The following is a 26,051-nucleotide window of genomic DNA, read 5'->3' on the forward strand; positions in this document are numbered from 1 at the left end:
AACCGCGGCCGGGAACCGCGTATCAGGTTTGGCCGAACCCGGTAGGTGTGTTGTGGCCGGTCGGCAGATCAGTCCGGCGTGTCGAAATGGTGCCGGGCGCGCCGCAGATCCACCCGGTCCTCGAGCACCGGACAGCCCTCCGCGGCCAGCTCGCGCAATTGTTTATGCGCCAAATGTGGTGCGGGCGTGCCATTCGCTCGCAGCACCCGATGCCACGGCAGATCCGCCGAATCGGTCCGCATGATCCAGCCGACCGTGCGCGGTGTGGAAAGCCCCGCCGCGGCCGCGATATCGCCGTAGGTGGACACCCGGCCGGGCGGAATGGCGGCCACCAGGGCGCGCACGCGCTCGATCTCGGCATCGGTGGTGGCCATGAACTCTCCCTCGGTGGATTGGTCAGAGCAGTGCGCGCACCAGCGCGGCGGTCTCGGCCGGACGGGCTTGCGCGACCATATGATCGCAGTCGAATTCGAGCAGGGTCAGCCGCTCGCCCAGGCGCTCGGCCAGCGCGGCCCGGAACGCCGGGGTCACGAACGGCGGATCGACCTTCATCGCGCGCACCACGGTCGTCGGCAATCCCGCGGGCGGCAGCACGAATTCGCGGGCCAGCTGGCCCCAGTACGCGATGATCGCGGGCATACACACGCGCCAGCCCACCCGCCCGTCCGCGGTGGGCACCAGATGCTCGGCCAGCTCCGCCTCCAGGATCGCCGGATCCACCTCGGACCAGGCGGTCTCCAACTTGTCGAAGCGGGCATCGTCGACGTTCGCGTAATCCGGGTGCTCCAGCATGGAATTCGCGATCCGCAGCATGAAATCCGGATCGAGTCCGATCGCCGGATCCAGCAGCACCAGCGCCCGCACCAGCTCCGGACGCGCGTGCGCCAGATGCACCGCCACCGCCGCGCCGAACGAATGCCCGAGCACCACCACGGGTTCGCTCGTCTCCCGCCGCAGCAGCGTGACCAGGTCCGCGGTGATCGTTTCGAAATCCCACGGCGGCACGCCGGGCGACCTCCCATGTCCCCGCAGATCCGGCGCAATAATCCGCACATCGGGCAACTGCTGCTCGGCCAGGGCCTGCCAGCGCCTGCCATGCCCGGTCAGACCGTGGAGCGCGAGCACCACCGGACCGGTCGAAGGACCGAAACAATGCACATGAAGATCGGACATCCGCCCATTCTGCTGGCCGTCGCGCGCCCGATTCCAGCCGAGTCCGCCCCGAACCGCACCCGCCCGGCTGTGACCGGCGGCACGGCCAACACATGGCAAACGGAACATGTCGGGCCGGTCTGTTGAAATAGCCGACGTGATGCGATCGGATAGCTCGGTGCAACTGGTGCGCCGGGCCGAGGCAGTCTCCCACCCCCGGGAGTGGGACGCCGCCCTCCGGCCGCTGTTCGAGGACAGCAGTATCGACCCCGGCTGGGCGCCCTGGCAGGTTTTGGGCGGGCCGGGCACCGGCAAGACCGCACTGCTGGTCGATATCGCCGCGGAACGCATTCTGGCCGGGGCCGATCCGGAATCGGTGCTGCTGCTCACGTACACCAAACGCGCGGCCACCGCGGTGCGCAATGCGATCACTGCCCGAATTGTCGAGGCCGATCCATTGCTGGGCGGTGTACCAGGAGCCACACGCGGCCCATTGGTGCGCACCCTGCACTCCTATGCCTTCGGCCTGCTTCGCACCGTCTCGGCCGCCGCCGGAAATCCGCCGCCGCGCCTGCTCACCGGCTCCGAACAGGACATCGTCATTCGGGAGATGTTGCGCGGCGAACTCGCCGAGGATGCCCCGGACTGGCCCGAGCGACTGCATCCGGCACTGCCGACCGGAGGATTCGCCGAACAATTGCGGGACCTCATGCTGCGCGCTACCGAACGCGGCCTCGGACCCGAGGACCTCATTGCCCTCGGCCACACCCACCGGCACCCCGAATGGGTCGCCGCGGGCCGGTTCTACGAACGCTACGAACAGATCATGCTGCTGCGCTGGTCCGTCGGCATGGACGTCCCCGAAGCCAGCGCCCCCGCCCTGGACGCCGCCGAACTCATCGGCGCGGCCCTGGACGCCCTGCTCATCGACGCCGACCTGCTCGCGGCCGAACGCGCCCGCCTGCACACCATCCTCGTCGACGACACCCAGCACCTCGATCCCCTTGCCGCCCAACTCATTCGCCTCCTCGGCGCGGGCACCGCCACCACCGTCCTGGCCGCCGACCCGGACCAGGCCGTCTTCACCTTCCGCGGTGCGGACCCCCGCTTCGCCACCGACCCCGGCGCCCCCGCCGACCGCCGAATCACCTTGCGCCCCAACCACAGATCCGGCACCGCCCTGCAAGAACTCGCCGCCCGCATCACCTCCCGCCTCCCCGGCACCGGCCGCCACCGCACCCCACCCGCCTCCCTCCTGCGCCGACCCGGCGGCACCGACTTCATCGGCGAGATCACCCCGGATCCGGTCGCCCCGGGCCGAGCCGACGAGAATGCCCGGGGCGATGCGCCTTACGGCGGCGGTGAAGCGCGGGATTCCCGCGTGGACGATCGGGGCGAACCCTTGGACGGCCGCGAGAGTGTCGCGGCGGTGTTCGAGGGGGAGGTGCGGGTACAGGTGCTCACCACTCCGGCGAAGGAGGCCGCGCTGATCGCCGATCATCTGCGGCGCGCGCACCTCACGCACGGCGTGCCGTGGTCGAATATGGCGGTTGTAGTCCGTTCTGTCCCATTGTCTTTGGCTCCGCTGCGGCGGGCACTGCTGGCGGCCGGCGTGCCGGTGCGCCAACCCCCGGCGGATGTTCCATTGGCTCGCCGCAGAGGAGCGGCGTGGGCCATGTTGGCGCTCCGCGCGGTCACCGCGGGTGATCCCACGCGACTGCGCCACCCGCGGCCCATCGCGTTCACGGCCGACGATGCCCTGGATCTGCTCGCCGGTCCGCTCGGCGGCGCGGATCAGATCAGCCTGCGTCGCCTGCGACGCGGCATTCGGCGCACCGTGCTCGAACTGGGCTACCCCGAGCGCGATCGGGAGGTCCGCGAAAGCGAGCTCGACGAACCTCCTCGGCGCGAAGGCGTTGTCGCCGAGGCGGATTCGGGTGGCGAAGCATCCAACTCGGCGTCGGCTGGTGAGGTTCCGGCAGCGGGGCGCTCGGCCGCGGCTGCGGCCGGTGATGATCCCGAGGCGGCGGATCGCTATGCGGATTTGGATCGGTCGTCGGCGGAGATTCTGCGAGATCTGTTGGTGGGGGCCGGGAATCAGGTGCTGCTGAGCAAGCTCACCAAGGTCGAGGCCGCGCCGTTGGAGCGGGTGCTCAAGGCGCTCGGGCGGGCGCGCAAGGTGCGGCGCGAGGGCGGCGGGCTCGAAGATGTGCTGTGGGGCCTGTGGACCGCCTCCACGCTGGAGCGGCGGTGGGTCGGGCAGTCCGAGCGCGGGGGAGCGGTCGGCATGCAGGCCGATCGCGATCTGGACGCGGTGGTCGGGCTGTTCGAGGCGGCCGCCGCCTATGTGGACCGGCTGCCGCGCGCCACCATCGAGGGATTCGTGGAATACCTGGAGCAGCAGGAGATTCCGCAGGACAACGCACCGCATACCGATCCCGGTGCGGCCGTCACGATTTGCAGTGCGCACTCGGCCGCCGGGCGCGAGTGGGACACCGTTGTGGTCGCCGCGGTGCAGGAGGGGATCTGGCCGAATCTGCGACCGCGCGGCACCCTGCTCGGGGTCGAGGAAATGGTCGATGTGCTTGCCGGAGTGGGTGATTCGGGCGAGAAGGTGAGCCGCGCCGCACCGCTGCTCGCCGAGGAACGCCGCCTGCTTCTCGTCGCGTGCAGCCGGGCGCGCCGCTCACTGCTGGTGACCGCCGTCGAATCCGTCACCGGCGACCAGGATCTGGTGCCGTCCCGCTTCCTGGCCGAACTCGACGCCGAGGGCGCGGACGGACAGCCCGGCCGCATCCCACCCGCCGTGGACCCGGGCCGCGCCTTGGCCATGCACACCCTCATCGCCGAATTGCGCGGTGCCGCATGCGATCCCGAGACCACACCGGAACGCCGCATCCGCGCCGCCCGCCAACTCGCCCGCCTGGCCCGCGCCGGAGTACGCGGCGCGCACCCCGACGACTGGTACGGCACCGCCGAACTCTCCTCCGACTCCCCGCTCTGGGACAGCGAGGACGGTTCGGTCGCCCTCTCGCCCTCCACCGTCGAACAGCTCAAAACCTGCCCGCTGCGCTGGGCGCTGGAACGGCACGGCGGCAGCGACGGCGATAACCCGCACGCCCTCAAGGGCAATCTCGTGCACACCCTGGTGCAGGCGCTCGCCGGTCAGGTCACCGAGGCGCAGGTCAAGATGGCACTGGTCAAGGCGTGGAAGAAGATCGACCCCACCGCCCGCGACGGCGAGAACTGGTATTCGCGCGCCGAACTGCGCCGCACCGAGACCATGGTCGACACCTTCCTGAACTGGCTGCGCAATACCCGCGACGAGCTCACCAATATCGGCGTCGAAGTGCCCATCGACTGCATCCTGCCCTCGCGCGCCCCGGGCGAGCTGCCCGTGCGCATCAGCGGCCGCATGGACCGCCTGGAACGAGATGCCCAGGGCCGCTTCGTCATCGTCGATGTGAAGACCGGCAAGACGCCCATCACCAAACAGGCCGCCGAGGAACACGCCCAGCTCGCCACCTACCAGGTAGCGGCCGCCGCCGGAGCCCTCGGCGACGGTGAACCCGGCGGCGCGCGCCTGGTGTACGTGGCCAAGCCAAGCGCCCGCGACGGCGCGGCCACCGAACGCCAGCAGCCCGCCCTCGACGGCGGCGGCATCGACGAATGGCGCGGCGTCATCCACGACGCGGCCGCCGCCTCCACCGGACCCAGCTACCTCGCCATGCGCAATGACGGCTGCCGCCACTGCAAGGTCGCGGGCAGCTGCCCGGTACAGGACACCGGCCGCCAAGTGACCGACGAGTGAGCATCACCCCCCGGCAACTCGCCGACGCCCTCGGCCTGCCGCCGCCCACCGACGAACAGGCCGCGGTCATCGCCGCCGAACCGGGGCCGACGCTGGTGGTCGCGGGTGCGGGCGCGGGCAAAACCGAGACCATGGCCGCCCGCGTGGTGTGGATGGTCGCCAATGGCCTGGTCGAACCGGAACAGGTGCTGGGCCTGACCTTCACCCGAAAAGCCGCCCAGCAGTTGACAACTCGCATCCGCACCCGCCTCGCCCGCCTGGCGGGCGCGCCCCTGCTGCGCGATATCGACCCCACCGGACGCCTGCGCGCCCTGCTCACCGGTTCCGAACCGGAGATCAGCACCTATCACTCCTACGCGGGCCGCCTGCTCACCGAGTACGGCCTGCTGCTCCCCGTCGAACCCACCGCCACCCTGCTCACCCAAACCCAGCTCTGGCAGCTCGCCTACCGCGTCGTATCCACCTGGGACGGCGATCTGGACACCGACCGCAGCCCCGTCTCGGTCACCGAAGCGGTCCTGGCCCTGTCCGGCCAGCTCGCCGAGCACCTGGTCGAACCACGCCAATTGGCCGCCGCCCACAAGGAATTGGACCAACTCGTCCACACCCTCCCCGCCGGACCCCGGCAAAAGGGCGGCCCCAAGAAAACCCTGCTCGACCTTCTGGAAACCCAGCACGAACGAGTCTCCCTGCTCCCCCTGGTGGAACGCCTCGCCGATGAACTCCGCCGCCGCGGCGCGCTGGACTTCGGCGCCCAAATGTCCCTCGCCGCAAAGCTCGCCGCCCTCCACCCCGAGGTCAGCACCGCCGAACGCACCCGCTTCCGCCTCGTTCTGCTCGACGAGTACCAGGACACGGGGCATTCGCAGCGCATCCTGCTCTCCGCTCTCTTCGGCGGGGTGCACACCGCAACGACCGAAGATCCTGAGGACCCCTCCCGTCATCCCGGCGCGCCTTTGGCCGGGATCCACACGGCGGCTGTGGATCCCGGCCAAAAGCATGCCGGGATGACGGAAGGGCAGCCACCTGTGACGGCGGGAACGCAGCCGCTGGCGGTGACGGCGGTGGGTGATCCGATGCAGTCCATTTACGGGTGGCGCGGGGCGTCGGCCGCGAATCTGCCGCGGTTCGCGACCGACTTTCCCCGTGCGCCAGGGGTTCCCGCACCGGTGCTGCCGCTGCTGACCAGTTGGCGGAATCCGCCGGAGGCACTGGATCTGGCGAATCTGGTGGCTGATCCGCTGCGGCTCAAGGCGGCCGAGGGCGGGGGAGTGACCGTCGACGCGCTGCGGCCGCGACCGGATGCGACGGCCGGGCTGGTGGCGCTGGCGTTGACGGAAGATGTTGCGCAGGAACGGGAGTGGGTGGCGCAGCGGATCAAGGCCGAGTGGGAGGCGGCCGCCGACACGGGCGGTGAGCCGCCCACCTCGGCGGTGCTGGTGCGGCGCAATGCCGATGCCGCACCGTTGGCGGAGGCGCTGCGGGAGCAGGGGCTGCCGGTGGAGATCGTCGGGCTGGGCGGGCTGCTGCACACCCCGGAGGTCGCGGATATCGTTGCGACACTGCGGCTTATCGCCGATCCCTCGGCGGGTAGCGCGGCGGTGCGCATTTTGACGGGTGCGCGCTGGCGCATCGGCGTGGCGGATATCGCGGCGCTGTCGAAGCGGGCGCGGGAGCTGTCGATTCGGCGACCGGGCGGGCAGTCCGCCGAAATCGCCGATACCGCCGCGCTGGACGACGCCCTGCGCGAAGTGGCCCCGGAACCCGCCGAACGCGCGGGGCTCGGTGACGCCATCGCGGATCCCGGTGATTCGGAACAGTATTCGGTGCAGGGCTTCGCCCGGATTCTGGAGCTCGGCCGCGAGCTGGGCGCACTGCGCGAGCGTTCCGGGCAGCCGCTGCCCGAATTGGTCGCCGATGTCGAACGCACCATCGGCGTCGGCGTGGAGACCCAGGCCCGCCGCGCCGTGGCCGCCGCCGGACGCGAGCATCTCGACGCGTTCGCCGATGTGGTGGCCGGATATGCCGCCGACTATCGCTCCTCGCTGTCCGGTCTGCTCGACTTCTTCGCCGCCGCCGCGGAGGTCGAAAACGGTTTGGAGCCGGGCGAAGTGGAGGTCGCGCACGATCGCGTACAGGTGCTCACCGTGCACGCCGCCAAGGGCTTGGAATGGGAGGTGGTCGCGGTCCCGCACGTGGTGGACGGCACCTTCCCGTCCGGCACCGGCACCACCACCTGGATGGGGGCGCTCGCCGAACTCCCCACCCAATTGCGCGGTGATCGCGTACAGGAGGACGCGGGTGACGGTGTGCCCGTACTGGATCTGTCCGACCTCTACGATCGCGCCGATCTGGAACGCGCCCTCGAATCGCATAAGAAGGCCCTGGCCCGCCGCCGCCTCGACGAGGACCGCCGCCTCTTCTACGTCGCGCTCACCCGCACCGAGCGCGCCCTGTTCGTCTCCGCGCACTGGTGGGCCGAGACCGGCTCGAAACCCAAGGGCCCCAGCGATTTCCTGCTCGAACTGCAGCAGGCCAGTGAAGTTCCCGGCTCCCCCCTCAATCGCGGCGTCCGCATCGATCGCTGGGACGATCCGCCCCTGCCCGATACCGTAAACCCCTTCACCGACAACCCGCTCTCGGCGACCTGGCCGCGCGACCCCCTCGGCTCCCGCCGCGAATTCGTGGAAGAGGGTGCGGCACTGGTCAAATCGGCCCTGACCGCGCTCGCCGTCGAATCCCGGCCGGAGCAGATCGAATTCGACTTCGGCTTCGGAGACGAAGCCGAGACCGACCCCGACGACGGCGAATCCGGCAGCGACGCAACCGATCCGGATGACCTCGACGATGACCCCGAAGGCTGGGCCACCGACGTCGACGCCCTCATCGCCGAACACCTCGCCGCCGAACAGGCCGTCCGCGAAGTGGAACTGCCCGGCCAGCTCGCCGCCACCTCCCTGGTCGACCTGCGCGCCGATCCGGCGAAACTTGCCGCCCGCCTGCGCCGCCCGCTCCCGTATCCGCCCAGCCCCTTCACCCGTCGCGGTACCGCCTTCCACGCCTGGCTGCAACGCTGGTTCGGCGGCGCCCGCCTGCTCGCCTTCGACGAACTCCCCGGCGCGGCGGACACTTCCGACACCGATGCCGATCTGGTCCGCCTCCAGGAAGCCTTCCTCGCCTCGGATTGGGCCGACCGCAACCCGGTCGAGGTCGAGGTCTCCTTCGAAACCTCCATAGCGGGCACCGTGATTCGCGGCCGCATGGACGCGGTCTTCCGCCGCCCCGACGGCGCCTGGGTCATCGTCGACTGGAAGACCGGCGGCGAACCCGCTGCCGCCGAAGAGGATTCGGTCGCCATCCAGCTCGCCGTCTACCGCCTGGCCTGGGCCCGCCTGGAGGCCGCCCGCACCGGCGCTCCGGAAGCCGACATCCTCGCCAACACCTACGCCGCCTTCCACTACGTCCGCACCGTCCGCACCATCGCCCCCGAACACCTCGCGGGCCCCGAGGAACTCGCCCACCTCATCACCGCCGCCGCCCCGCTGCGCCTGACCGCGACCCCGGATCCCGCCGACGCGGCACCCGGAAATCGCGGCGATGCGGCGGAGCCGCCCCCGGAGATCGATGTCGATTCGCTTCGGTGGACACCGGATTCGCATCCCGCGGCCGGCGACTCGGCCCCGCCCGACTTCGACCCGCCCCCCGATTTCGAGCCCCCGCCCGATCCGGAATCGCTGCCCCCGGACCCGATTCGGTAGTGGCGACGCGCCTGCGGCCCATGCCGCAATGTGGGCGGCCGCCGGGTACGCTCCGGTCCGTGCCGCAGCAAGACGTCCCCGAAATGGCTGGTGATTCTCGTGTTCGGTGAATCCTCACGGGGTTTGGCCCGGCTCACGGACCGGCCGGACTTCGCCCTGGTCGGCATTCTGCGGATCCCGACCGGACAGGACAGTCCCTGGCAGGCGCTCTCGCGCAGGCTCGGCATGGCCGTGCTGTTGCTCGCGCTCGCTACGGCGGTGGTGTACATCGGCCGCGACGGCTATCACGACAACGCGCGTGAAGAGATGTCGCTGCTCGATTCCGCCTACTACGCGACGGTTTCGCTCTCCACCACCGGCTACGGCGACATCACACCGGTCACCCCGACCGCGCGGCTGATCAATATTCTCGTGGTCACCCCGCTGCGGATCCTCTTCCTCATCGTCTTGGTCGGCACCACCCTCGCCGTGCTCACCGAACGATCCCGGCAGGCTTTCAAGATCCAGCGATGGAGGCACACCGTGCGCAATCACACCGTGGTCGTCGGCTACGGCACCAAGGGCCGCACCGCGGTCGACGCCATGCTCGCCGACGGCGCGCAACCCGCCGACATCGTGGTGGTGGACACCGATTCGCAGGTGCTCGAGGCCGCCGCCAATGCCGGTCTGGTGACGGTGCATGGTTCGGCCACCCGATCCGATGTGCTGCGCCTGGCGGGCGTCGCGCACGCCGCCGCCATCGTGGTCGCCGCCAATCGCGATGACACCGCCGTGCTGGTCACCCTGACCGCCCGCGAGATCAACCCCAAGGCGCGCATCTCCGCCGCCGTCCGCGAGGCCGAGAACACCCATCTGCTGCGCCAATCCGGCGCGGATTCGGTGGTCGTGTCCTCCGAGACCGCGGGCCGCCTGCTCGGCATCGCCACCACCACCCCCACCGTCGTGGAGATGATCGAGGACCTGCTCACCCCCGAGGCCGGTTTCGCCATCTCCGAACGCGATGTGGAACCCGAGGAAGTCGGCGGATCCCCCCGCCACCTGCGCGATATCGTGCTCGGCGTGGTCCGCGCGGGCGTCCTCATCCGGGTCGGCGATCCCGAAACCGACGCCCTGGAAAAGGAAGACAAACTCCTCTACCTCCGCCGCGTGGCGGGCTGACCACCGCTCTTCATGATCGCAATCACATGTCCCGCAACCTGATACGACTAGTCTCGGTATGTGTCTTTCCAGCTGAACGCGGTTCCGGTCCTGTCACGCTCCACCCTTGATCGCGCGGAGCATCTGCGCGCCGATGAGCAGGCCCTGAAAGAGGGCTGGGCACAGGCCAAGCTGCTACGGATGAACAAGCGCGGGCAGGTCCGCGTGGACAGCGGCGCGGTGCTGCTGGACGCCGCCACCACCCTCGCCGCCGATCCCGCTCCCGACGCGGTCTTCCTCGGCGTCGACGGCGACACCCACCTGTGGGCCGTCCGCGATGACGCCATCGACGGCGAACTCGCCGATCTGCGCGCCTTCGGCAGCACCCTCGAACTCGACGATTTCAGCACCGGCCTGCTCTCCACCGCCATCGCCCTGCTGAATTGGCATGGCAAAGCCGGTTACAGCGCCGCCGACGGCACTCCGACCCGCGTCACCGCGGGCGGCTGGTCCCGCACCAGCGAATCCGGGTTCGAGGAATTCCCGCGCATCGACCCGGCCATCATCTGCCTCATCCACGACGGCGGCGACCGCGTCCTGCTGGCGCGTCAGCACACCTGGCCCGAGGGCCTGTTCTCGCTGCTCGCGGGATTCGTCGAGGCCGGTGAATCGCTCGAGCGCTGCGTCGAACGTGAATTGCGCGAGGAGGTCGGCGTCGATGTCACCGATATCCGCTACCTGGGCAGTCAGCCCTGGCCGTTCCCGCGCTCGCTCATGCTGGGCTTCAGCGCCGTCGCCGATCCGGAACAGCCGGTGACCTTCCACGACGGCGAGATCGCCGAGGCGCACTGGTTCACCCGCGCCGAGGTGATCGAGGCGCTGGCCGCCGGTGCGTGGGGTGCGAAGACCGATGCGCGCCTGCTGCTCCCGGGTTCCATCTCGATCGCCCGCACCATTGTCGAATCCTGGGCCGCCGCAAGCTGATTCGCGCCGCACCCGGAACGAGAACAAGCCGTACATCCCCCGGATGTACGGCTTGCGCCCTATGCGGCCTACTCAGCTGATGTCAGCGAGCGCCTTCTTGACCTGCGCCAGGCTCGGGTTCGTCGCGGTCGAACCATCGCTGTACTTGATGGTCGGCACCACGTGGTTGCCGTTGTTGACGCTGCCCACGAATTCGGCGGCATCCGGATTCTCTTCGATATCGATCACCGTGTAGGTGATGCCGGCCTCGTCGAGCTGGGTCTTCAACCGGCGGCAGTAGCCGCACCAGGTCGTCGAGTACATGGTCAGGTCTTTTGCAGTCACGGACTGTGCAACGTGACCCGCTTCGATCGTGTTCCCCGGGTTTTCCGAGATCAGGGGTTGACGGAGATTTAGTATGCGCGCATACTAAATCCATGAACTTCATCGCACAGGCCACCGCCACTTCCACCGCCGCTCCCGCCGCCTTCTTCGCCAAATGGGCCGATATGGCCACCTGGCCGGAGTGGAACAACGACACCGAATGGGTGAAACTCGACGGCCCGTTCGTCCAGGGCGCGACCGGAACCCTCAAGCCCAAGGGCGGCCCGAAGGTCGGGTTCGTGGTCGAAAAGCTGACCGATACCGAATTCATCGATGTGTCCAAGCTCATCGGCGCCCGGCTCGTTTTCGCGCACACCGTCAGCGTCGAGGACAAGACCACCGTCTCGGTCCAGGTCTCCATCGACGGCCCGCTGCGCTGGTTCTGGACCAAGATCATGGGCGCCGATCTCGCCAAATCCGCCCAGCCCGACCTGAACGCGCTGGTCGCCGCCGCCGAGGCGGTGCGGGCATGAGGCGGTACTGGCTCGCCGTGGTCTCCCGCGACCACGTGCACCGCGGCATGGAACTCGGTATCGCACAGGCCAATCACGGCAAACGCGCCGCCGTCGAACGAATGGCGGCCGGTGACGGACTCGTCTACTACTCACCGCGGACCGGCATGCGCGAAGGGGAACCGGTCCGCGCCTTCACCGCCCTGGCCACCATCGACGACCGCCCGGCCTGGCAGGCCGAAGACCAGGGCGGCTGCTTCCGCCCCTGGCGGCGCGCCGTCAGCTACGACCGCGACGCCAGGCAGATCCCGATCGACGGCCTGCGCGGCGAACTCGACCTCACCAGCGTCCCCAACTGGGGCATCGTGCTCCGGCGCGGTCTGGTGGAACTGACCGCCCACGATTTCGAGGCCATCTCCCGCGCTATGGTCGGGCAGTGACGGCGCGCAATGAGCTGCATACCGATTTCGGTGATGCCGATGAAAGTCCGGGCCTGTTGCTCTGGCAGGTGACCAACCGCTGGCAGGCCGCCCAGCGCGCCGCCCTCGCGCCCTTCGACCTGACCCACGTGCAATTCGTGCTGCTGGCCTCGCTCACCTGGCTCACCGGCGCATCCGGTGACGAACCGGTCATGCAGCGCGATCTGGCGGCGCACGCCGCGACCGACCCCATGATGACCTCGCAGGTGCTGCGCGCGCTCGAACAGAAGGGCCTGATCGAGCGCCGCGATCACCCCAGCGACCGTCGGGCCAAATCCCTGGTGCCGACGAAAACCGGTGTGGCACTGGTCAATCAGGCCATCGTCGCGGTCGAATCCTGCGACCGCGACTTCTTCGGCCCGCTGGGCGAGCGCACCGGCGCGTTCACCACCGCGCTGCGCCGCCTGCGCGACCGCGACTGAGAACGCAATCATCAAGGGGCGCTGCGCCACCTACCTTCCGAATGCGTCTGCCAGGCCAGCGACCACCCGATCAGCGCGAGAATGCCGTACACCAGCCCGAGCGGGCCGATATGCGGGGCGAACACACCCAGCACCACCGCGACCAGCGTGCAGGGCAGGGGATAACCGAGCAGGGTCCGCCAGCCGGTCGGGCTGCGCAGCCCGCTCACCGCGAGCACGACGAAATACGCGATCGTGCCGCCGCACAGCACCCAGCCGATCCCCGGCGAGACATGACTGTCAGCGTGCTCGATGGTCATGCCCAATCCGGCGGCGATGGTGGCTATCGCACCGGTCACCATGCAGTGCGTGGCCATGACGTGCTGCCACGGCACCTGATCCGCCGCCTCGGTACCGCCCATCAGCCGCGGTATCGCACCGAATTTGAGTGTCAGCGCCCACAGCCCGGCCAGGATCAGGAACGCGCCCAGACCCAGGGCCAGCACATGGAAATTCCATGCCGCCGAGCCGACGGCATTGATCGCCATGATGATGCCCTCGCCGAGCACGATGATCACGTACAGCCCGAGCCGCTCCCCGAGATGCTCCGGATTGGCATGCATCGCCGTGAGTTTCGGCAATTCGCGGCCGTCGAATCGCGGTGACTCCCGAATCCGCGACAGCCGCTTGTCGAATTCCTGCTGCGCCCCCGCCAGCATGCGCTCACCGGTGATCACGAACATCAGATACAGATCGATGGCCAGGCCCGCGGCCCAGAACCAGTACTTGCCCGGCTCACCCACCCACAGCGAGGCGATCCACGGGAACACGCCGACCGTCAGCTGGACGGTCGGAAAATCGACCACGATCCGCCCGCGCCCCCACACCTGCCCGATGACCAGCCGCACCACCACGTACACCGCCGCGAATGTGGTCGCATGCCGATCCGGCACCCCCGCCACCGCGGCCGCCATCACCCCCAACCCCAGCATCGCCGACAACATCAACACCGGATGCGTTCGATCGCCCGCGATATCCCCGTACAGCGTGATACACGCCCACACCAGCCAAAACGCCAGGTAGAGCAGCACATACAGCACCACGTGCTCCAGCGAGGGCCCGCCGTGCAGCAGATGCGTCAACTGCCCGATCCCGGCCACCGCCACCAGATCGAAGAACAACTCCATCCACGACGCATGCCGATCACGCGTCACCTCACCCGTACCGGGCGCCTCATTCACCACGACGGCACGCTAACCCGGCAAAGCGCCCAATGCTCGGAAGCGGTGACACCAATTCGGACCGGGGAGCGCCAGTGGCGGGCGGGTTGTCGGAGGGCACTGTCATGATGGTGCGCGTGACTGCCGCCGCGACCCAGAAGCTCCGGCTCGACGATCTCGATGCCGAGCAGGCGGCGGCCGTGCGCGCGCCGCGCGGGCCGGTATGCGTCCTAGCCGGGGCGGGGACGGGCAAGACGCGCACGATCACGCATCGGATCGGGCATCTGGTGTCGGCGGGGCATGTGCGGGCGGATCAGGTGCTCGCGGTGACCTTCACCGCGCGGGCGGCGGGGGAGCTGCGGAGTCGGCTGCGGGCATTGGGACTCGGCGGGGAGGCCGGGCAGGTGCAGGCGCGCACATTCCACGCGGCCGCGCTGCGGCAGCTGCGGTATTTCTGGCCGCAGGTGGTGGGGGATGTGCCGTGGAAGCTGCTGGACCGCAAGTTCCCGATCGTGGCGCAGGCCGCGCAACGCGCCGGGCTGGCCAGTGACACCGATACGCTGCGCGATCTGACCAGCGAAATCGAATGGGCCAAGGGCTCACTCATCGCACCGGAGGATTACGCGACCGCCGTGGCGCGGTTGCAGCGCGACGCGCCTTTCGAGGCGTCGAAGGTCGCGGCGGTGTACTCCGGATACGAATCGCTCAAGACCACCGCCGACGGACTGCTACTCGATTTCGACGATCTGCTGCTGCACACCGCGGCCGCGCTGGAGGACTACACCTCGGTCGCGGAGGAATTCCGGGGCAGGTACCGCAGTTTCGTCGTCGACGAATATCAGGACGTCACACCGCTGCAGCAGCGCGTGCTCGACGCCTGGCTCGGTGAGCGCGACGATCTGACCGTCGTCGGCGACGCGAACCAGACCATCTACTCGTTCACCGGTGCGAGTCCGGCCTTCCTGCTGGACTTTTCGCGCCGTTTCCCGGACGCCACCGTGATCCGCCTGGAGCGCGACTACCGCTCCACCCCGCAGGTGGTCTCGCTCGCCAACCGGGTGATCGGCGCGGCGCGCGGCCGCATCGCGGGCACCCGCCTACAGCTGATCGGCCAGCGCCCGGACGGTCCGGAACCGTCCTTCGCCGAATACGACGATGAGCCCGCCGAGGCCGCGGCCGTTGCCAATTCGATCTCGAAGCTGCTCGGCAAGGGCGTGCCCGCCGCCGAGATCGCGGTGCTCTACCGCATCAACGCCCAATCCGAGGCCTACGAGCAGGCGCTCACCGAGGCCGGCATTCCGTACCAGGTGCGCGGCGGTGAGGGCTTCTTCAACCGCACCGATGTGCGCCAGGCCGTACAGGCGCTGCGCCAGGCGGCCGCCCGCGATGACCTCCCCGACGCCCGCGGCCCCGAACTGGTGAATCTGGTGCGCGCGGTACTGGCCCGCCTCGGTCTCACCGCCGAGGAACCCGTCGGCGTGCAGGCTCGCGAGCGCTGGTCCGCGCTCATGGCCCTGGTCAATCTCACCGAGGAACTCGGCGCGCACGAACCCGAACTCGACTTCGGCGGCCTGCTGCGCGAGCTCGCCGCCCGCGCCGAGGCCCGGCACCCACCGACCGTGCAGGGCGTCACCCTGGCCTCGCTGCACGCCGCCAAGGGCTTGGAATGGGATGCCGTCTATCTGGTCGGCCTGGCCGACGGCACCATGCCGATCCAGCACGTCCTGGGTCACGACGGTGCCGTCGCCGACGAGGCGGCCCTGGAGGAAGAGCGCCGACTGCTCTACGTGGGCGTCACCCGCGCCCGCGAACATCTCCAATTGTCCTGGGCGCTGGCCCGATCCGAGGGCGGCCGCAAGGTGCGCCGCCGCTCCCGCTTCCTGATCGGCCTGGTGCCCGACGACTCCCCGGCCTCGCGCATTGCGCCGAGCACCACCGATCGGCCCGGCCCCAAGCGCGTGCACCCCACCTGCCGGGTCTGCGGCCGCCCGCTGCTCAATACCCAGGCGACCATGCTCGGCCGCTGCAATCGCTGCCCCGCCGATATCGACACCGAACTGCTGGCCGCGCTCCAGGAATGGCGTAAGGACAAGGCGGAGGCCCTGTCCCTACCGCATTTCGTGGTCTTCAGCGACACCACGCTGACCGCCATCGCCGAACAGCGACCGGCCGATGACCGGGCGCTTGTCGCCATCCCGGGCATCGGCGCGAAGAAGCTCCAGACCTACGGCGCGGACGTACTGGCTATCGTCCGGGCCCGGCAGCGGTGAGCGCGCGACCCGAACGGGTTGTCACGCTTCACTTCTGAATCGGAGTGCGCAAGACCGCAAAACTGCTGGTCAAAAATAGGTTGTGCGCATCTGTATATCTACTTAGGGTGGTCTCATGCACACGGGAGGAATCCCGGCGCGCATGGGTACTTATCGGCTACGAGAGCAGGAGGGAGGCAGACCAATGAACGGCATCGTGAACACCGCATCTGTCCGGACAATGTCCGGTGATTTGGCGACGGTTTCGACCGTCTCCGTCATGTCCGCCTCCCGGGGGATCCTCGCTACGCAGGGGATTCGTCTGTCCGGTTTCGTCGGTGATCTTGGTCTTCAGGGTTTTGCAACCAAAACCCAAGCGGCAGAGCAGATCGTCATGAAGCAGGACAAGCCCGAGGGCAGCTGGCACCCGGCAGTCGCGTATGCGGCTACCGATGCCTTCGCAGCGGAAGCCGGAGTCAATCCGGTGCATCTGCTGCCGGCAGCCAGCCGCCCCCGCAACATCCACCTCGCGACCGTGAACAGGAGTCGACACCGAAGTCGACTCAGGTAAGGGATAACTCCCAGACCATCTGGCCACGGATCGCCTAAGAAGCGAAACCGTGGCCATAGTTATATCGGCCTCCGCCATACGGCACCGGTTTCGCTTCACAACACCGAAACGACCGCTGCACGAGAAGGAGACCGACGTGTCCACCACGGTTACCCGTGACCGCGTGACATGCCGCAACACCGTGGCCTCGACTCCCCGCATCCGCCGGGGCGCCACGATGTCCGTACCTTGCCGAGATGGCAACCCTGATCTCTGGTTCGCCGAGAGCCCGGCTCAGCTGGAAGAGGCCAAGACGCTCTGCGCGGCTTGCCCGATCCGGCAGGGCTGCCTGTCCGCCGCCATCGACCGCGCCGAGCCCTGGGGCGTCTGGGGCGGCGAGATCTTCGATCAGGGTGTTGTCATTGCCCGTAAGCGCCCGCGTGGGCGTCCGCGCAAGGTCGCGGTGGCATGATCGGCCTGAGCGCCGGGGGTGAAAAAGAACGCATACGACCCGCTTACTTCTTCGTAAGCGGGTCGTTTTGCGTCCGAAGGGTTTTCAGCTAGCCGTGCGGTATTCCTTGTAGCCGGGGACCCAATCCTGCATGAGCTTCATGAAGGGCAGTTCGGCATCGAGCTGGGCGCAGATGCCGATGGATCCGCCCAGTACCCGGAAGATCATCACGTGCTCGGCCGGAAGTTGCAGGGCGCGAGCGGTTTTCAGCATCTCCTGATTGGAGATATCGGTGGCCTTGCCCGCCACGCGCTGCATCCACTTACGGGTGAAGTGGAAGGTTTCGGTCTTGATGGGATCGGTGAACGGACGCAGGTAGTCCTGAATCTCCTGGTGCGTAACCTTTTTGCCGGGAATGACCCAGCCATTGGTGGTCATCAGCTCGGTCAGTTCGTCGAAGCGCTCCTCGACCGCGAGCGCCACCATCTGGCCAAGCTCCGGCGGGAAGCCATTGGGCAGCGGGGCGCAGGCGCCGTAATCGATCACGGCGAGGCGGCCGTCCGGCATGACCATGAAATTGCCGGGATGCGGATCGGCGTGCAGCAGGCCCGCGATCGCCGGTGAGCTGAAATGGAATTCGCCCATCTGCGCGGCGACCCGATTGCGCAGTTCGACGGTGCCCGCCGGATCGGCCATACCGTCGGCGATGACCTTGGAGACCGGGGTCGCGTTATCCAGCCATTCGGTGACGATCACCTTGGGCGCGCTGGCCACCACCTTGGGCACCAGGAAACGCGCGTGCCCGTCGAAGGCCTTGGCGAACTGGCGCTGATGGCCGCCCTCGATGCGGTAGTCGAGTTCTTCCTCGGTGCGCTCGCTGATCTCGGCCAGCACCGGTTTGACGTCCGCGCCCGGAATGAGCGCGCCCATCATGCCAGCCATGCGATTGAGCGTTTTGAGATCCGCGCGCAGCGCCTCGTCCGCCCCCGGATACTGCACCTTCACCGCGACGACGCGCCCGTCCGACCAGACGGCCTTGTGCACCTGGCCGATACTGGCCGACGCGGTCGGCTCATCGTCGAATTCCTTGAAGCGTTGCCGCCAGCCGGTGCCCAACTGCTGATCGAGCTGCCGGTGCACGGCGGCGGTCGGCATGGGCGGCGCGGCGGCCTGCAATTTGGTGAGAGCCTCGCGGTAGTGCTCACCGAATTCCTCGGGTACCGCCGCCTCGAAGACGGACAGCGCCTGCCCGAACTTCATCGCCCCGCCCTTGAGCTCACCCAGTACCGCGAACAATTGTTCGGCGGCCTTCTGGTTCAGCTCGGCATTGATCTCGGTCTTATCGCCCCCGGCCAGTTTGCGGCCGAAACCCACGGCCGCCCGCCCTGCGATGCCCAGTGGGATCTTCGCCAACTTGGCATTGCGGGAAGAGCGCTTGCTCACAATCTCTGACACGTTCCCATCATGCCGATGTCCCAGACGGTTCGCCATGGGAATCGGATGTAATCGCGGGTCCAGGGCTTTAGTGGTATCGGTCACAGCAACTCCGATTCGCTATCACGGGCAGCCGTGGGATCGGTGATGTCCGAATCGATTTCGCCGTTCGCGGGTGCGGCGGCGGCATCCGGATGGCCGTGCGCGGTGTCCAGGCAACCGCAGAGCGGATGGGCGGGCCAGTGCCGGGAATCCAGATGCGGGCGATCGAGATGCAATTCGAGGGTGGCATTCAGGGTGGCCGGTGCGAATTCGGCATCGCCGTGCGCGATGGTGTCGATCTCGTGCAGTGCGAGCGCCGCCGCTGCCGCGATACTCGCCGGGGTGGCCTGTCCGGCCCGGCCCAGCAATTGCGCGCTCAAATGCGGCCACTCCGGTTCCAGATCGCAGCGCAGTAGATCCGCGCAGCGCAGGCAACTGGATTCACCCGGCAGTACGAGTGGTCCGATCACCCCGTGCCCATCGCGAATTCGCACCTGCAGATGCGGAATCCGCTGCCGCATCAACTCGGCCACCAGTGCGGGATCCGGGACCAGGGCATCGGCCAGCACCACCAGATCGGGCCGTTCCAATCGCGCGCCCGGCGCGTGCCCGGGAAAGGAATGACTGGCCCGCAACCCGATTCGGCCCAGCCCCTCCAGCAATGCGTCCGAGAGCGGCCCGCGCCCATGCACCCGCACCCGCCGCAACCGCGACGGCGTTTCCGCGTCGATCAATAGTCCGGCGTCGGCCAAGCTATCCAATAGCGCCGATGTGGATTCCCCGGAAAACCCCAATGCCCGTGCTTTACAGAGAATCTCGTCCTCCGGTCGCACCCCGTCCAGCAGCCGCAACAGCGCGGGCACCGCCTCGACCGGCCCCACCGGTCGCAGCAGCACCGCTTCCCCCGGAGTCCACCCCAACTGCACCAGCCCATTACGGCGCAGCAGCACCGTGACTCGCGGATCCAGCATCGGCCCATAAGTACGCGCAAGCGTGGTCATGCCCCAACCCTGCCCGCCCCCGAAACGGCGATAACCCGCGAAAACGCCTAACTACCAGCGCTTTCGAGGGTTATCCACAACTTCACGAAACGAGATCGAGCCTCGCCGGGGTTGGCTGAGGAGCTCAGGAGGCGGGCTTACCGCCCTCTCCTTCATCGTCGGTCGGCTGCTCCGGCTTGGTGGTGTCCACCGGCTTGTCCCCGCGCTCGGCGGCTTCCTTGGCGGCCCGCTCCCGCGCCTCGGTCTCCGCCAGCTGCGCCAGCGGATCGTCGAAAGCCGTTGTGCCGCCGCCGAGTACCGAATCGATGAAGCCCGCGGGGGCGTCCAGATCCGAGGAGTCCGGGAGCAGATCCGGATGCGCCCAGATGCCGTCGCGCTGTTCGATGCCCGCGTCGGTGGTGAGCCGCCGCCACAGCGTGGCCGCTTCGCGCACCTTGCGCGGGCGCAGTTCCAGGCCGACCAGGGTGGCGAAGGTCTGCTCCGCCGGTCCGCCGGTGGCACGGCGGCGGCGCAGGGTCTCCGCGAGCGCGCCCGCACCCGGCAGCCGATCGCCGACGGCATCGGTGACCACGGTCTCGACCCAGCCCTCGATCAGCGCGAGCAGGGTTTCCAGCCGATCCAGCGCGGCCTGCTGCTCCGGGGTGGTCTGCGGTTCGAAGGTGCCCTGTGCGAGCAGTTCCTCCAGCTTGGACGGGTCCTGGGCCAGGGTCATCGGATCGAGTCCGGCCGCGGCCTGTTCAATGGCCGAGAAATCCATCTTGATGCCGCGCGCGTAATCCTCGACCGCGCCCAGCACCTGCTGGCGCAGCCACGGCACATGCGCGAACAGTCGCTGATGCGCGACCTCGCGGGCGGCCAGGTAGACCAGGATCTCGCTCTCGGGCTGTTCCAGTCCGGCGCTGAATTCGGAGATGGCCGCGGGCAGCAGCGCCGCGGTGCCGGCCGGGCCGAGCGGCAGGCCGATATCGGTGGAGGTCAGCACCTCCTTGGCGAGCTGGCCGAGCGCGGAACCCAGCTGCGAACCGAAGGCGAGCCCGCCCATCTGCCCGAGCATGCCCATCATGGGCGCGGCGAATTCCTTGGCCTCGGCGGGCAGGGTCGCGGTCCACATGCCCGAAACCTGTTCGGCCACCGGATCACACAGCCGCTTCCAGGTCGGCAGCGTCTCCTCGATCCAGTCGTTGGCGGTCCAGGCCACGGTCTTGGTCGCGCCCGCGGGCAGCGTGGTGACCGGGTCCAGCCAGAGTTCGGCCAGATGCGAGGCATCGGCGACCGCGCGCTGCGCGCCCTCGGTCACCGGGGTGACGCTGGAGCCGAGCTGCTGGCGAGCCAGCCGCTTGGCGAGGTCGTAATTGACCGGACCGGATTGCGCGCCCGGCTGGCCCATGGTGCTGAACATCTGACCCAGCTGACTGAGCATCTGGCCGAGTTGCGAGGGATCGAATCCGCCGCCGCCCGGACCACCGAATCCGAACGGGTTGTTCGCACCGGAACCGCTGGACTCGTCGCCGGGCTTGCGCTCCGGGTCGTCGTCGCGATTCGAGAATCCGAACGGCATATCACTCATGGCTTCTACGGTACTGGAGCCTCCGATGGGGCGAACCGCCGAGCGGAACGCGGCAATCGGGGGCATCACCAGTACCCTTGGCCGCGTGAACCGTCGGATATTCACCCTGCTCGCCGCCCTGATCCCCATTTTGGTGCTGGGAATCATCGGCAGTGTCGTCACCGTCCCGTTCGTGGCACTCGGACCTGGGCCGACATTCAACACGCTGGGCGAAGTGAATGGAAAACAGGTCGTTGAGGTGCGGGGAGCCGCGGTCGATCCGACCGCGGGCAATCTGAATATGACCACGGTCTCCGTTCGCGATCAGCTGAATATCTTCGAGGCATTCGGGCTGTGGCTCGATGGTCAGCACGGTCTGGTGCCGCGTGCCGAGGTGTATCCGCCCGGAGTGTCGCGTGACGAGATAGACAAATCGAATCAACAGGACTTCAAGGATTCCGAAGACAATGCGGAATTGGCGGCCCTGCATTATCTGAAGATGCCGACCGTGGTGCGACTGCGCGCGGTCACCGAGGACGGGCCCGCGAAGGATGTGCTGCGCAAGGGCGATGAATTGGTGAGCGTCGACGGCAAACCCATCGCCTCGTCCAAGGATGTGGTGGCGGCGGTGTCCGCGGCCAAACCCGGCAGCGCCATTCCGGTGGTGTTCCGCCGCGACGGCGCCGAGCAGCGCGCCGAGATCACCCTGGGCGCGCGCCCCGACGATTCCGCCAAGGGCTACCTCGGCATCACACCGGGCGAATTCGCCAGCGGCCCCATCCAGGTCGACTTCAACCTGGCCGAAATCGGCGGTCCCTCCGCCGGTCTCATGTTCACCCTGGCGCTCATCGACAAGCTCACCCCGGGCGAGCTCAGCGGCAATAAATTCGTCGCGGGCACCGGCACCATCGACCCGGACGGCAAGGTCGGCCCGATCGGCGGCATCCAGTACAAGATGATCGCCGCCCACGAGGCAGGCGCCCAGACCTTCCTGGTCCCCGCCGCCAACTGCAACGAGGCCGCCCAGCGCACCCCCGACGGCCTGCGCCTGGTCAAGGTGGAAAACCTCGCGGGCGCGGTGCAGGCACTGGACGACATCAACGCGGGCAAGGAAACCCCCAGCTGCAGCTAGCGCTGCAATCCCCGATATGCGCCGTGCCCCACTGCCATCAGGCAGTGGGGCACGAATTGCTTTCAGCCCTCGGGCTACTCGGCCCGGGCGCTCAGTCCTCGGGCTCGTTGTCGAGCGTCTGTCTGACCGCCTCGACCAGGTTCGGAGCCAGGTTGGGGGCGGTGCGCAGGTCGAGGTCGCCGAAGGGGTCCTCCTCGTCCTCGGCGGGGCGGACCTGGAGCAGCGACAGTGCGGTGCCGTCACGCAGGACGCCTACGAACAACCGCGCGTCGCGGCGCTCGGGATGCGAGACCGCGGCCTGCCGGGCGGCCGAGTCGGCGGCGTCCGGATCGGCGAGCAGCGGTTCGATCGCGTCATCGAGGGTCTGCTCGGCATCGGGCGGCAGCACCACGATCTGCTGCACGAGCACGCAGCCCTCGACGGCGAGCGGCCAACTGGTGGTGGCCAGGAATTCGTCGAGCGCGCGCGGATGGTCGCCGTTGATGTCCTCCGGAAACGGCTCCTGCGCAATGGGAGTCAGGGCGTCCTTCTCGTCCACCTGATCCATCAGCGAGGGCTCGGCGGCGACCAGGTCCACCGTCGGTACCAGGGCGAACATTTGCGGGGGACGGTCCCAGCCCTCGCCGTCGACATACTCGGCGACTTCACGGATGCACCGGTACAGGGCGGACGCGGCCCACTGCTCAGGGTTCACCCCGCAATCCTCGCATCGAGATCTCGCGCTCTCGAGCCCGGGTGTTGGGCCGGATCCCGGGCGATTTACGTAGAGTGGGGCGCGAACGGTCCCCTGGGACCAACTCGCATCATCGGACTGCGGTGCACCGCCTGGTTTTTCCGGGCGGGCCTGCCGGACCCTGGGAGAGTGGCATCGTGGGCATGCGCCCCCCGACTGGCTTACCTTCGCTGTCACGCCGCAGCCGGATATTGCTGGTGACAGCACTGGCCCTGGCGGCATTGTTATTGGTCGGGCCGCGGCTCACCGACGCCTATACGAACTGGTTGTGGTTCGGCGAGGTCGGTTTCCGCGGTGTGTACCACCGGGTCCTGTTGACCCGCTTCCTACTGTTCCTGGTCGTCGCGCTGGTTGTCGGCGCGATCATCTGGCTGGCGCTGCTGCTGGCGTACCGTTCGCGACCGGTGTTCGTACCGGTCTCGGGGCCGGGCGATCCGATCGCGCGCTACCGCACCACCGTCATGAGCCGACTTCGGCTGTTCGGCATCGGGATTCCGCTGCTGATCGGTGTGCTGTCGGGTCTGGTGGCGCAATCGAGCTGGGCCACGGTGCAGTTGTTCCTGCACGGCGGCAAGTTCGGTGTGCAGGATCCGCAGTTCCATCTGGACATCGGGTTCTACACCTTCGATCTGCCGTTCTATCGGATGGTGCTGAACTGGCTGTTCGTCGCCGTGGTGATCGCGTTCTTCGCGAATCTGGTGACGCACTACGTGTTCGGCGGGCTGCGGCTGGCGGGTCGCGAGGGCACGCTGAGCACCGCCGCGCGCGTGCAGCTGGCGATTCTGGCCGGACTGTTCGTGCTGCTCAAGGCGATCGCGTACTGGTTCGACCGGTACGCGCTGCTGTCGAGCACGCGTAAGGAGCCGACCTTCACCGGTGGTTCTTACACCGATATCAACGCGGTGCTGCCCGCCAAGCTGATCCTGCTGTCCATCGCGGTGATCTGCGCGATCGCGTTCTTCGCCGGAGTCGTGCTGCGCGACTTGCGGATTCCGGCCATGGCGGCGGCGCTGCTGGTGCTGTCCTCGGTACTGGTCGGCGCGGTGTGGCCCCTGCTGGTCGAGCAGTTCTCGGTGCGCCCGAACGCGGCCACCAAGGAGAGCGCGTATATCGAACGCAATATCGAGGCCACGCGCGATGCGTACGGGCTCACACCGGACAAGGTCGAATACACCAATTACAAGGGTGAGGCGACCACCGATCCGGTGACCAAACAGCCGGTCATGGTGCCGTCCGATCAGGCGACCATCAAGAACATCCGGCTGCTGGATCCGAACCTGTTGACGCAGACCTTCATTCAGCGCAATCAGCAGTTGCAGAACTTCTACGGTTTCCCGGATCCGCTGGATATCGATCGCTACACCATCAACGGTGAGATGAGCGATTACATCGTGGCGGCCCGAGAGTTGCAGCCGCAGAACCTGTCCGGCAACCAGACCGACTGGATCAACAAGCACACGGTCTACACGCACGGCAATGGTTTCGTCGCATCCCCGGCGAATCGGGTGAATCAGGCTCCGCCGAAGGACACCCAGCAGGCGCAGCAGTCCGCGGGCAGTGATTCCGGCGGCGGCTACGGCTATCCGGTGTTCAATGTCGGTGATCTGTCCACGGTGAGTGACCTGTTCACGCCCAAGGACAAGCAGGCCATCAAGCTGGATCAGCCGCGCATCTACTACGGCGAGCTGATCTCCAAGGGCGATTCCGATTACGCCATCGTGGGCGGCAACAATCAGGCCCCGCGCGAATACGACACCCCCACCGATCAGTACACGTACTCCGGTTCGGGTGGCGTCTCGATCGGCAACTGGTTCAACCGGTTCGCGTTCGCGGCCAAGTACGCCGAGCGGAACATCCTGTTCTCCGGTGCGATCGGCTCGGATTCGAAGATCATCTTCAATCGCAATCCGCGTGATCGCGTCACCCAGGTCGCGCCGTGGCTGACCGCCGACGGTGATGTGTACCCGGCCGTGGTGGACGGGCGCATGCTCTGGATCGTGGACGCCTACACCACACTCGACAATTACCCGTACGCCCAGCGCACCTCGCTGGACGGGGTGGTCGAGGACAGCATCGATCAGACCACCGGCCGGCTGCTGCCGCGCAAGGAGGTCTCGTACATCCGCAACTCGGTGAAGGCGACCGTCGACGCGTACGACGGCACCGTCACCCTGTACCAGGTGGACAAGACCGATCCGGTCCTCAAGGCGTGGAGCGGGGTGTTCCCGAACGCGGTGAAGCCGGAGAGCGCGATCAGTCCGGATCTGCGGGCGCACTTCCGGTATCCGGAGGATCTGTTCAAGGTGCAGCGCGAGATGCTCGCCAAGTACCACGTGGATGATCCGCGCGAGTTCTTCACCAATAACGCCTTCTGGTCTGTGCCGAACGATCCGACGCAGGAGGGTGCGGCCAGCGGTGCGCATCAACCGCCGTACTACGTGCTGGTGGGCGATCCGAAGACGAATAAGCCGACCTTCAACCTGACCAGCGTCATGGTCGGGTACAAGCGAAACTTCTTGTCCGCCTACATCCAGGCGCATTCGGATCCCGAGAACTACGGCAAACTGACCGTTTTGAAGTTGCCACCGGATTCACAGACGCCGGGGCCGGGCCAGACACAGACGTCCATGACGACGAACGATCAAGTGTCCAGGGACCGGAACCTGCTGACCGGCGGCAATGTCAACAAGATCAAATACGGCAATCTGCTGACGCTGCCCGTCGGTGACGGCGGCATCCTGTACGTCGAACCCTGGTATCTGGAACGCAATGCGGGCGGCCCGAATACACCGTCCTTCCCGCAGCTGGTGAAGGTGCTGGCCAGCTATCGGGACAAGGTCGGCTACGGCTCGACGGTCAAGGAAGCGCTCGAACAGGTGCTCCCGGGTACCGGCAGCGCCGCCACCGACCAGCCCAACCAGGCCTCCCCACCCCCGAACCAGGGGACAACTCCGCCCAATCAGGGGACGGTGACCCCACCGGCGGCCAATAAGGACGCCGCGGTCAAACAACTCGACGATGCGCTGCGCGCGGTCCAGGACGCCCAGAAGTCCGGCGACCTCGGCCAACTCGGCAAGGCATTGGAACAGTTGCAGACAGCGGTGAACGCCTACCAGAAGGCAGGCAACTGACCCACTGACCGCTGACTGAAAACTG

Annotated in this window: 20 protein-coding genes; 12 read left to right on the forward strand and 8 right to left on the reverse strand. The window is 67.9% G+C overall.

Annotated elements, in window-relative coordinates; translation table 11 throughout:
• Positions 1–68: 68 nt before the first annotated feature.
• Both ACFC4D_RS42395 and ACFC4D_RS42400 read right to left on the reverse strand, forming a co-directional pair.
• Positions 69–374, reverse strand: a complete 306-nt coding sequence (locus tag ACFC4D_RS42395; RefSeq protein ID WP_376072079.1) for an MGMT family protein — start codon at positions 372–374, stop codon at positions 69–71.
• A 22-nt stretch (positions 375–396) separates the two neighbouring features.
• Complete coding sequence (locus ACFC4D_RS42400; RefSeq protein WP_376072081.1) at positions 397–1,173, reverse strand: alpha/beta fold hydrolase; 777 nt, start codon at positions 1,171–1,173, stop codon at positions 397–399.
• A gap of 139 nt (positions 1,174–1,312) precedes the next feature.
• Here ACFC4D_RS42400 and ACFC4D_RS42405 point away from each other — a divergent pair, with 139 nt between their 5' ends.
• The 4 genes from ACFC4D_RS42405 (at position 1,313) to nudC (ending at position 10,842) form a co-directional block, all read left to right on the forward strand.
• Positions 1,313–4,963, forward strand: a complete 3,651-nt coding sequence (locus ACFC4D_RS42405; RefSeq protein WP_376072117.1) for an ATP-dependent helicase — start codon at positions 1,313–1,315, stop codon at positions 4,961–4,963.
• On the forward strand, positions 4,960–8,721 hold the full coding sequence (locus tag ACFC4D_RS42410; RefSeq protein WP_376072084.1) for an ATP-dependent helicase: 3,762 nt from the start codon (positions 4,960–4,962) through the stop codon (positions 8,719–8,721). Before ACFC4D_RS42405 ends, ACFC4D_RS42410 begins: the two co-directional genes overlap by 4 nt.
• Before the next feature lie 123 nt (positions 8,722–8,844).
• Positions 8,845–9,879: a potassium channel family protein gene (locus ACFC4D_RS42415; RefSeq protein WP_375965966.1), complete on the forward strand. Its 1,035-nt coding sequence runs from the start codon at positions 8,845–8,847 to the stop codon at positions 9,877–9,879.
• Between the two features lie 60 nt (positions 9,880–9,939).
• Complete coding sequence (nudC, locus tag ACFC4D_RS42420) at positions 9,940–10,842, forward strand: NAD(+) diphosphatase (RefSeq protein WP_376072087.1); 903 nt, start codon at positions 9,940–9,942, stop codon at positions 10,840–10,842.
• A 72-nt stretch (positions 10,843–10,914) separates the two neighbouring features.
• Here the strand turns inward: nudC and ACFC4D_RS42425 are convergent, their stop codons facing one another.
• Positions 10,915–11,166 carry a mycoredoxin gene (locus tag ACFC4D_RS42425; protein WP_364639400.1) on the reverse strand — a complete coding sequence of 84 codons (252 nt, stop codon included), beginning with the start codon at positions 11,164–11,166 and terminating at the stop codon, positions 10,915–10,917.
• 92 nt (positions 11,167–11,258) lie between these two features.
• On the opposite strand from ACFC4D_RS42425, the gene ACFC4D_RS42430 reads away from it, so the two are divergent.
• From ACFC4D_RS42430 to ACFC4D_RS42440, 3 genes are read left to right on the forward strand one after another with little or no spacing between them, the layout of a single operon-like run.
• A complete protein-coding gene (locus tag ACFC4D_RS42430; protein ID WP_364639396.1) occupies positions 11,259–11,678 on the forward strand; it encodes a hypothetical protein in 420 nt (139 codons plus the stop codon).
• Positions 11,675–12,097 carry an EVE domain-containing protein gene (locus ACFC4D_RS42435; RefSeq protein ID WP_376072091.1) on the forward strand — a complete coding sequence of 141 codons (423 nt, stop codon included), beginning with the start codon at positions 11,675–11,677 and terminating at the stop codon, positions 12,095–12,097. Before ACFC4D_RS42430 ends, ACFC4D_RS42435 begins: the two co-directional genes overlap by 4 nt.
• Positions 12,094–12,558 carry a MarR family transcriptional regulator gene (locus ACFC4D_RS42440; protein WP_364639390.1) on the forward strand — a complete coding sequence of 155 codons (465 nt, stop codon included), beginning with the start codon at positions 12,094–12,096 and terminating at the stop codon, positions 12,556–12,558. The genes ACFC4D_RS42435 and ACFC4D_RS42440 overlap by 4 nt, the downstream gene beginning before the upstream one ends.
• A gap of 11 nt (positions 12,559–12,569) precedes the next feature.
• Here the strand turns inward: ACFC4D_RS42440 and ACFC4D_RS42445 are convergent, their stop codons facing one another.
• Positions 12,570–13,781: a low temperature requirement protein A gene (locus ACFC4D_RS42445; protein WP_376072094.1), complete on the reverse strand. Its 1,212-nt coding sequence runs from the start codon at positions 13,779–13,781 to the stop codon at positions 12,570–12,572.
• A gap of 101 nt (positions 13,782–13,882) precedes the next feature.
• On the opposite strand from ACFC4D_RS42445, the gene ACFC4D_RS42450 reads away from it, so the two are divergent.
• From ACFC4D_RS42450 to ACFC4D_RS42460, 3 genes are all read left to right on the forward strand, one after another.
• Positions 13,883–16,027: an ATP-dependent DNA helicase UvrD2 gene (locus tag ACFC4D_RS42450; protein ID WP_375965978.1), complete on the forward strand. Its 2,145-nt coding sequence runs from the start codon at positions 13,883–13,885 to the stop codon at positions 16,025–16,027.
• Between the two features lie 184 nt (positions 16,028–16,211).
• A complete protein-coding gene (locus ACFC4D_RS42455) occupies positions 16,212–16,577 on the forward strand; it encodes a hypothetical protein (RefSeq protein ID WP_375965980.1) in 366 nt (121 codons plus the stop codon).
• Positions 16,578–16,776: 199 nt separating this feature from the next.
• Complete coding sequence (locus tag ACFC4D_RS42460) at positions 16,777–17,028, forward strand: WhiB family transcriptional regulator (protein ID WP_375336031.1); 252 nt, start codon at positions 16,777–16,779, stop codon at positions 17,026–17,028.
• 84 nt (positions 17,029–17,112) lie between these two features.
• Here the strand turns inward: ACFC4D_RS42460 and ACFC4D_RS42465 are convergent, their stop codons facing one another.
• The 3 genes from ACFC4D_RS42465 to ACFC4D_RS42475 form a co-directional block, all read right to left on the reverse strand.
• On the reverse strand, positions 17,113–18,498 hold the full coding sequence (locus tag ACFC4D_RS42465) for an AarF/UbiB family protein (protein WP_364640428.1): 1,386 nt from the start codon (positions 18,496–18,498) through the stop codon (positions 17,113–17,115).
• Positions 18,499–18,542: 44 nt separating this feature from the next.
• Positions 18,543–19,484, reverse strand: a complete 942-nt coding sequence (locus ACFC4D_RS42470) for a hypothetical protein (protein WP_376072097.1) — start codon at positions 19,482–19,484, stop codon at positions 18,543–18,545.
• Between the two features lie 124 nt (positions 19,485–19,608).
• Positions 19,609–21,051 carry a zinc-dependent metalloprotease gene (locus ACFC4D_RS42475; protein ID WP_376072099.1) on the reverse strand — a complete coding sequence of 481 codons (1,443 nt, stop codon included), beginning with the start codon at positions 21,049–21,051 and terminating at the stop codon, positions 19,609–19,611.
• An 85-nt stretch (positions 21,052–21,136) separates the two neighbouring features.
• Here ACFC4D_RS42475 and ACFC4D_RS42480 point away from each other — a divergent pair, with 85 nt between their 5' ends.
• Entirely contained in the window at positions 21,137–22,162 is a 1,026-nt protein-coding gene (locus ACFC4D_RS42480) for a PDZ domain-containing protein (RefSeq protein WP_364639376.1), read from the forward strand.
• Between the two features lie 91 nt (positions 22,163–22,253).
• On the opposite strand, the gene ACFC4D_RS42485 is transcribed toward ACFC4D_RS42480, so the two are convergent.
• Positions 22,254–22,856 carry a PPA1309 family protein gene (locus tag ACFC4D_RS42485; RefSeq protein WP_364639373.1) on the reverse strand — a complete coding sequence of 201 codons (603 nt, stop codon included), beginning with the start codon at positions 22,854–22,856 and terminating at the stop codon, positions 22,254–22,256.
• Between the two features lie 176 nt (positions 22,857–23,032).
• On the opposite strand from ACFC4D_RS42485, the gene ACFC4D_RS42490 reads away from it, so the two are divergent.
• The gene (locus tag ACFC4D_RS42490; RefSeq protein ID WP_364639370.1) at positions 23,033–26,026 is read left to right on the forward strand and encodes a UPF0182 family protein; all 2,994 of its coding nucleotides are present in this window, start codon (positions 23,033–23,035) and stop codon (positions 26,024–26,026) included.
• The last annotated feature ends 25 nt before the right edge of the window (positions 26,027–26,051 follow it).

Source organism: Nocardia sp. NPDC056000, assembly GCF_042269265.1.
In the GTDB taxonomy this organism is placed as follows: Bacteria; Actinomycetota; Actinomycetes; order Mycobacteriales; family Mycobacteriaceae; genus Nocardia.

Bases quoted from the DNA above. Each gene is read 5' to 3' on its own strand.
- ACFC4D_RS42400 (WP_376072081.1), bottom strand. From the start codon at position 1,173: ATGTCCGATCTTCATGTGCATTGTTTCGGTCCTTCGACCGGTCCGGTG.
- ACFC4D_RS42395 (WP_376072079.1), bottom strand. From the start codon at position 374: ATGGCCACCACCGATGCCGAGATCGAGCGCGTGCGCGCCCTGGTGGCC.
- ACFC4D_RS42405 (WP_376072117.1), top strand. From the start codon at position 1,313: ATGCGATCGGATAGCTCGGTGCAACTGGTGCGCCGGGCCGAGGCAGTC.
- ACFC4D_RS42430 (WP_364639396.1), top strand. From the start codon at position 11,259: ATGAACTTCATCGCACAGGCCACCGCCACTTCCACCGCCGCTCCCGCC.
- ACFC4D_RS42465 (WP_364640428.1), bottom strand. From the start codon at position 18,498: ATGGCGAACCGTCTGGGACATCGGCATGATGGGAACGTGTCAGAGATT.
- ACFC4D_RS42475 (WP_376072099.1), bottom strand. From the start codon at position 21,051: ATGAGTGATATGCCGTTCGGATTCTCGAATCGCGACGACGACCCGGAG.
- ACFC4D_RS42470 (WP_376072097.1), bottom strand. From the start codon at position 19,484: ATGACCACGCTTGCGCGTACTTATGGGCCGATGCTGGATCCGCGAGTC.
- ACFC4D_RS42455 (WP_375965980.1), top strand. From the start codon at position 16,212: ATGAACGGCATCGTGAACACCGCATCTGTCCGGACAATGTCCGGTGAT.
- ACFC4D_RS42435 (WP_376072091.1), top strand. From the start codon at position 11,675: ATGAGGCGGTACTGGCTCGCCGTGGTCTCCCGCGACCACGTGCACCGC.
- ACFC4D_RS42450 (WP_375965978.1), top strand. From the start codon at position 13,883: ATGATGGTGCGCGTGACTGCCGCCGCGACCCAGAAGCTCCGGCTCGAC.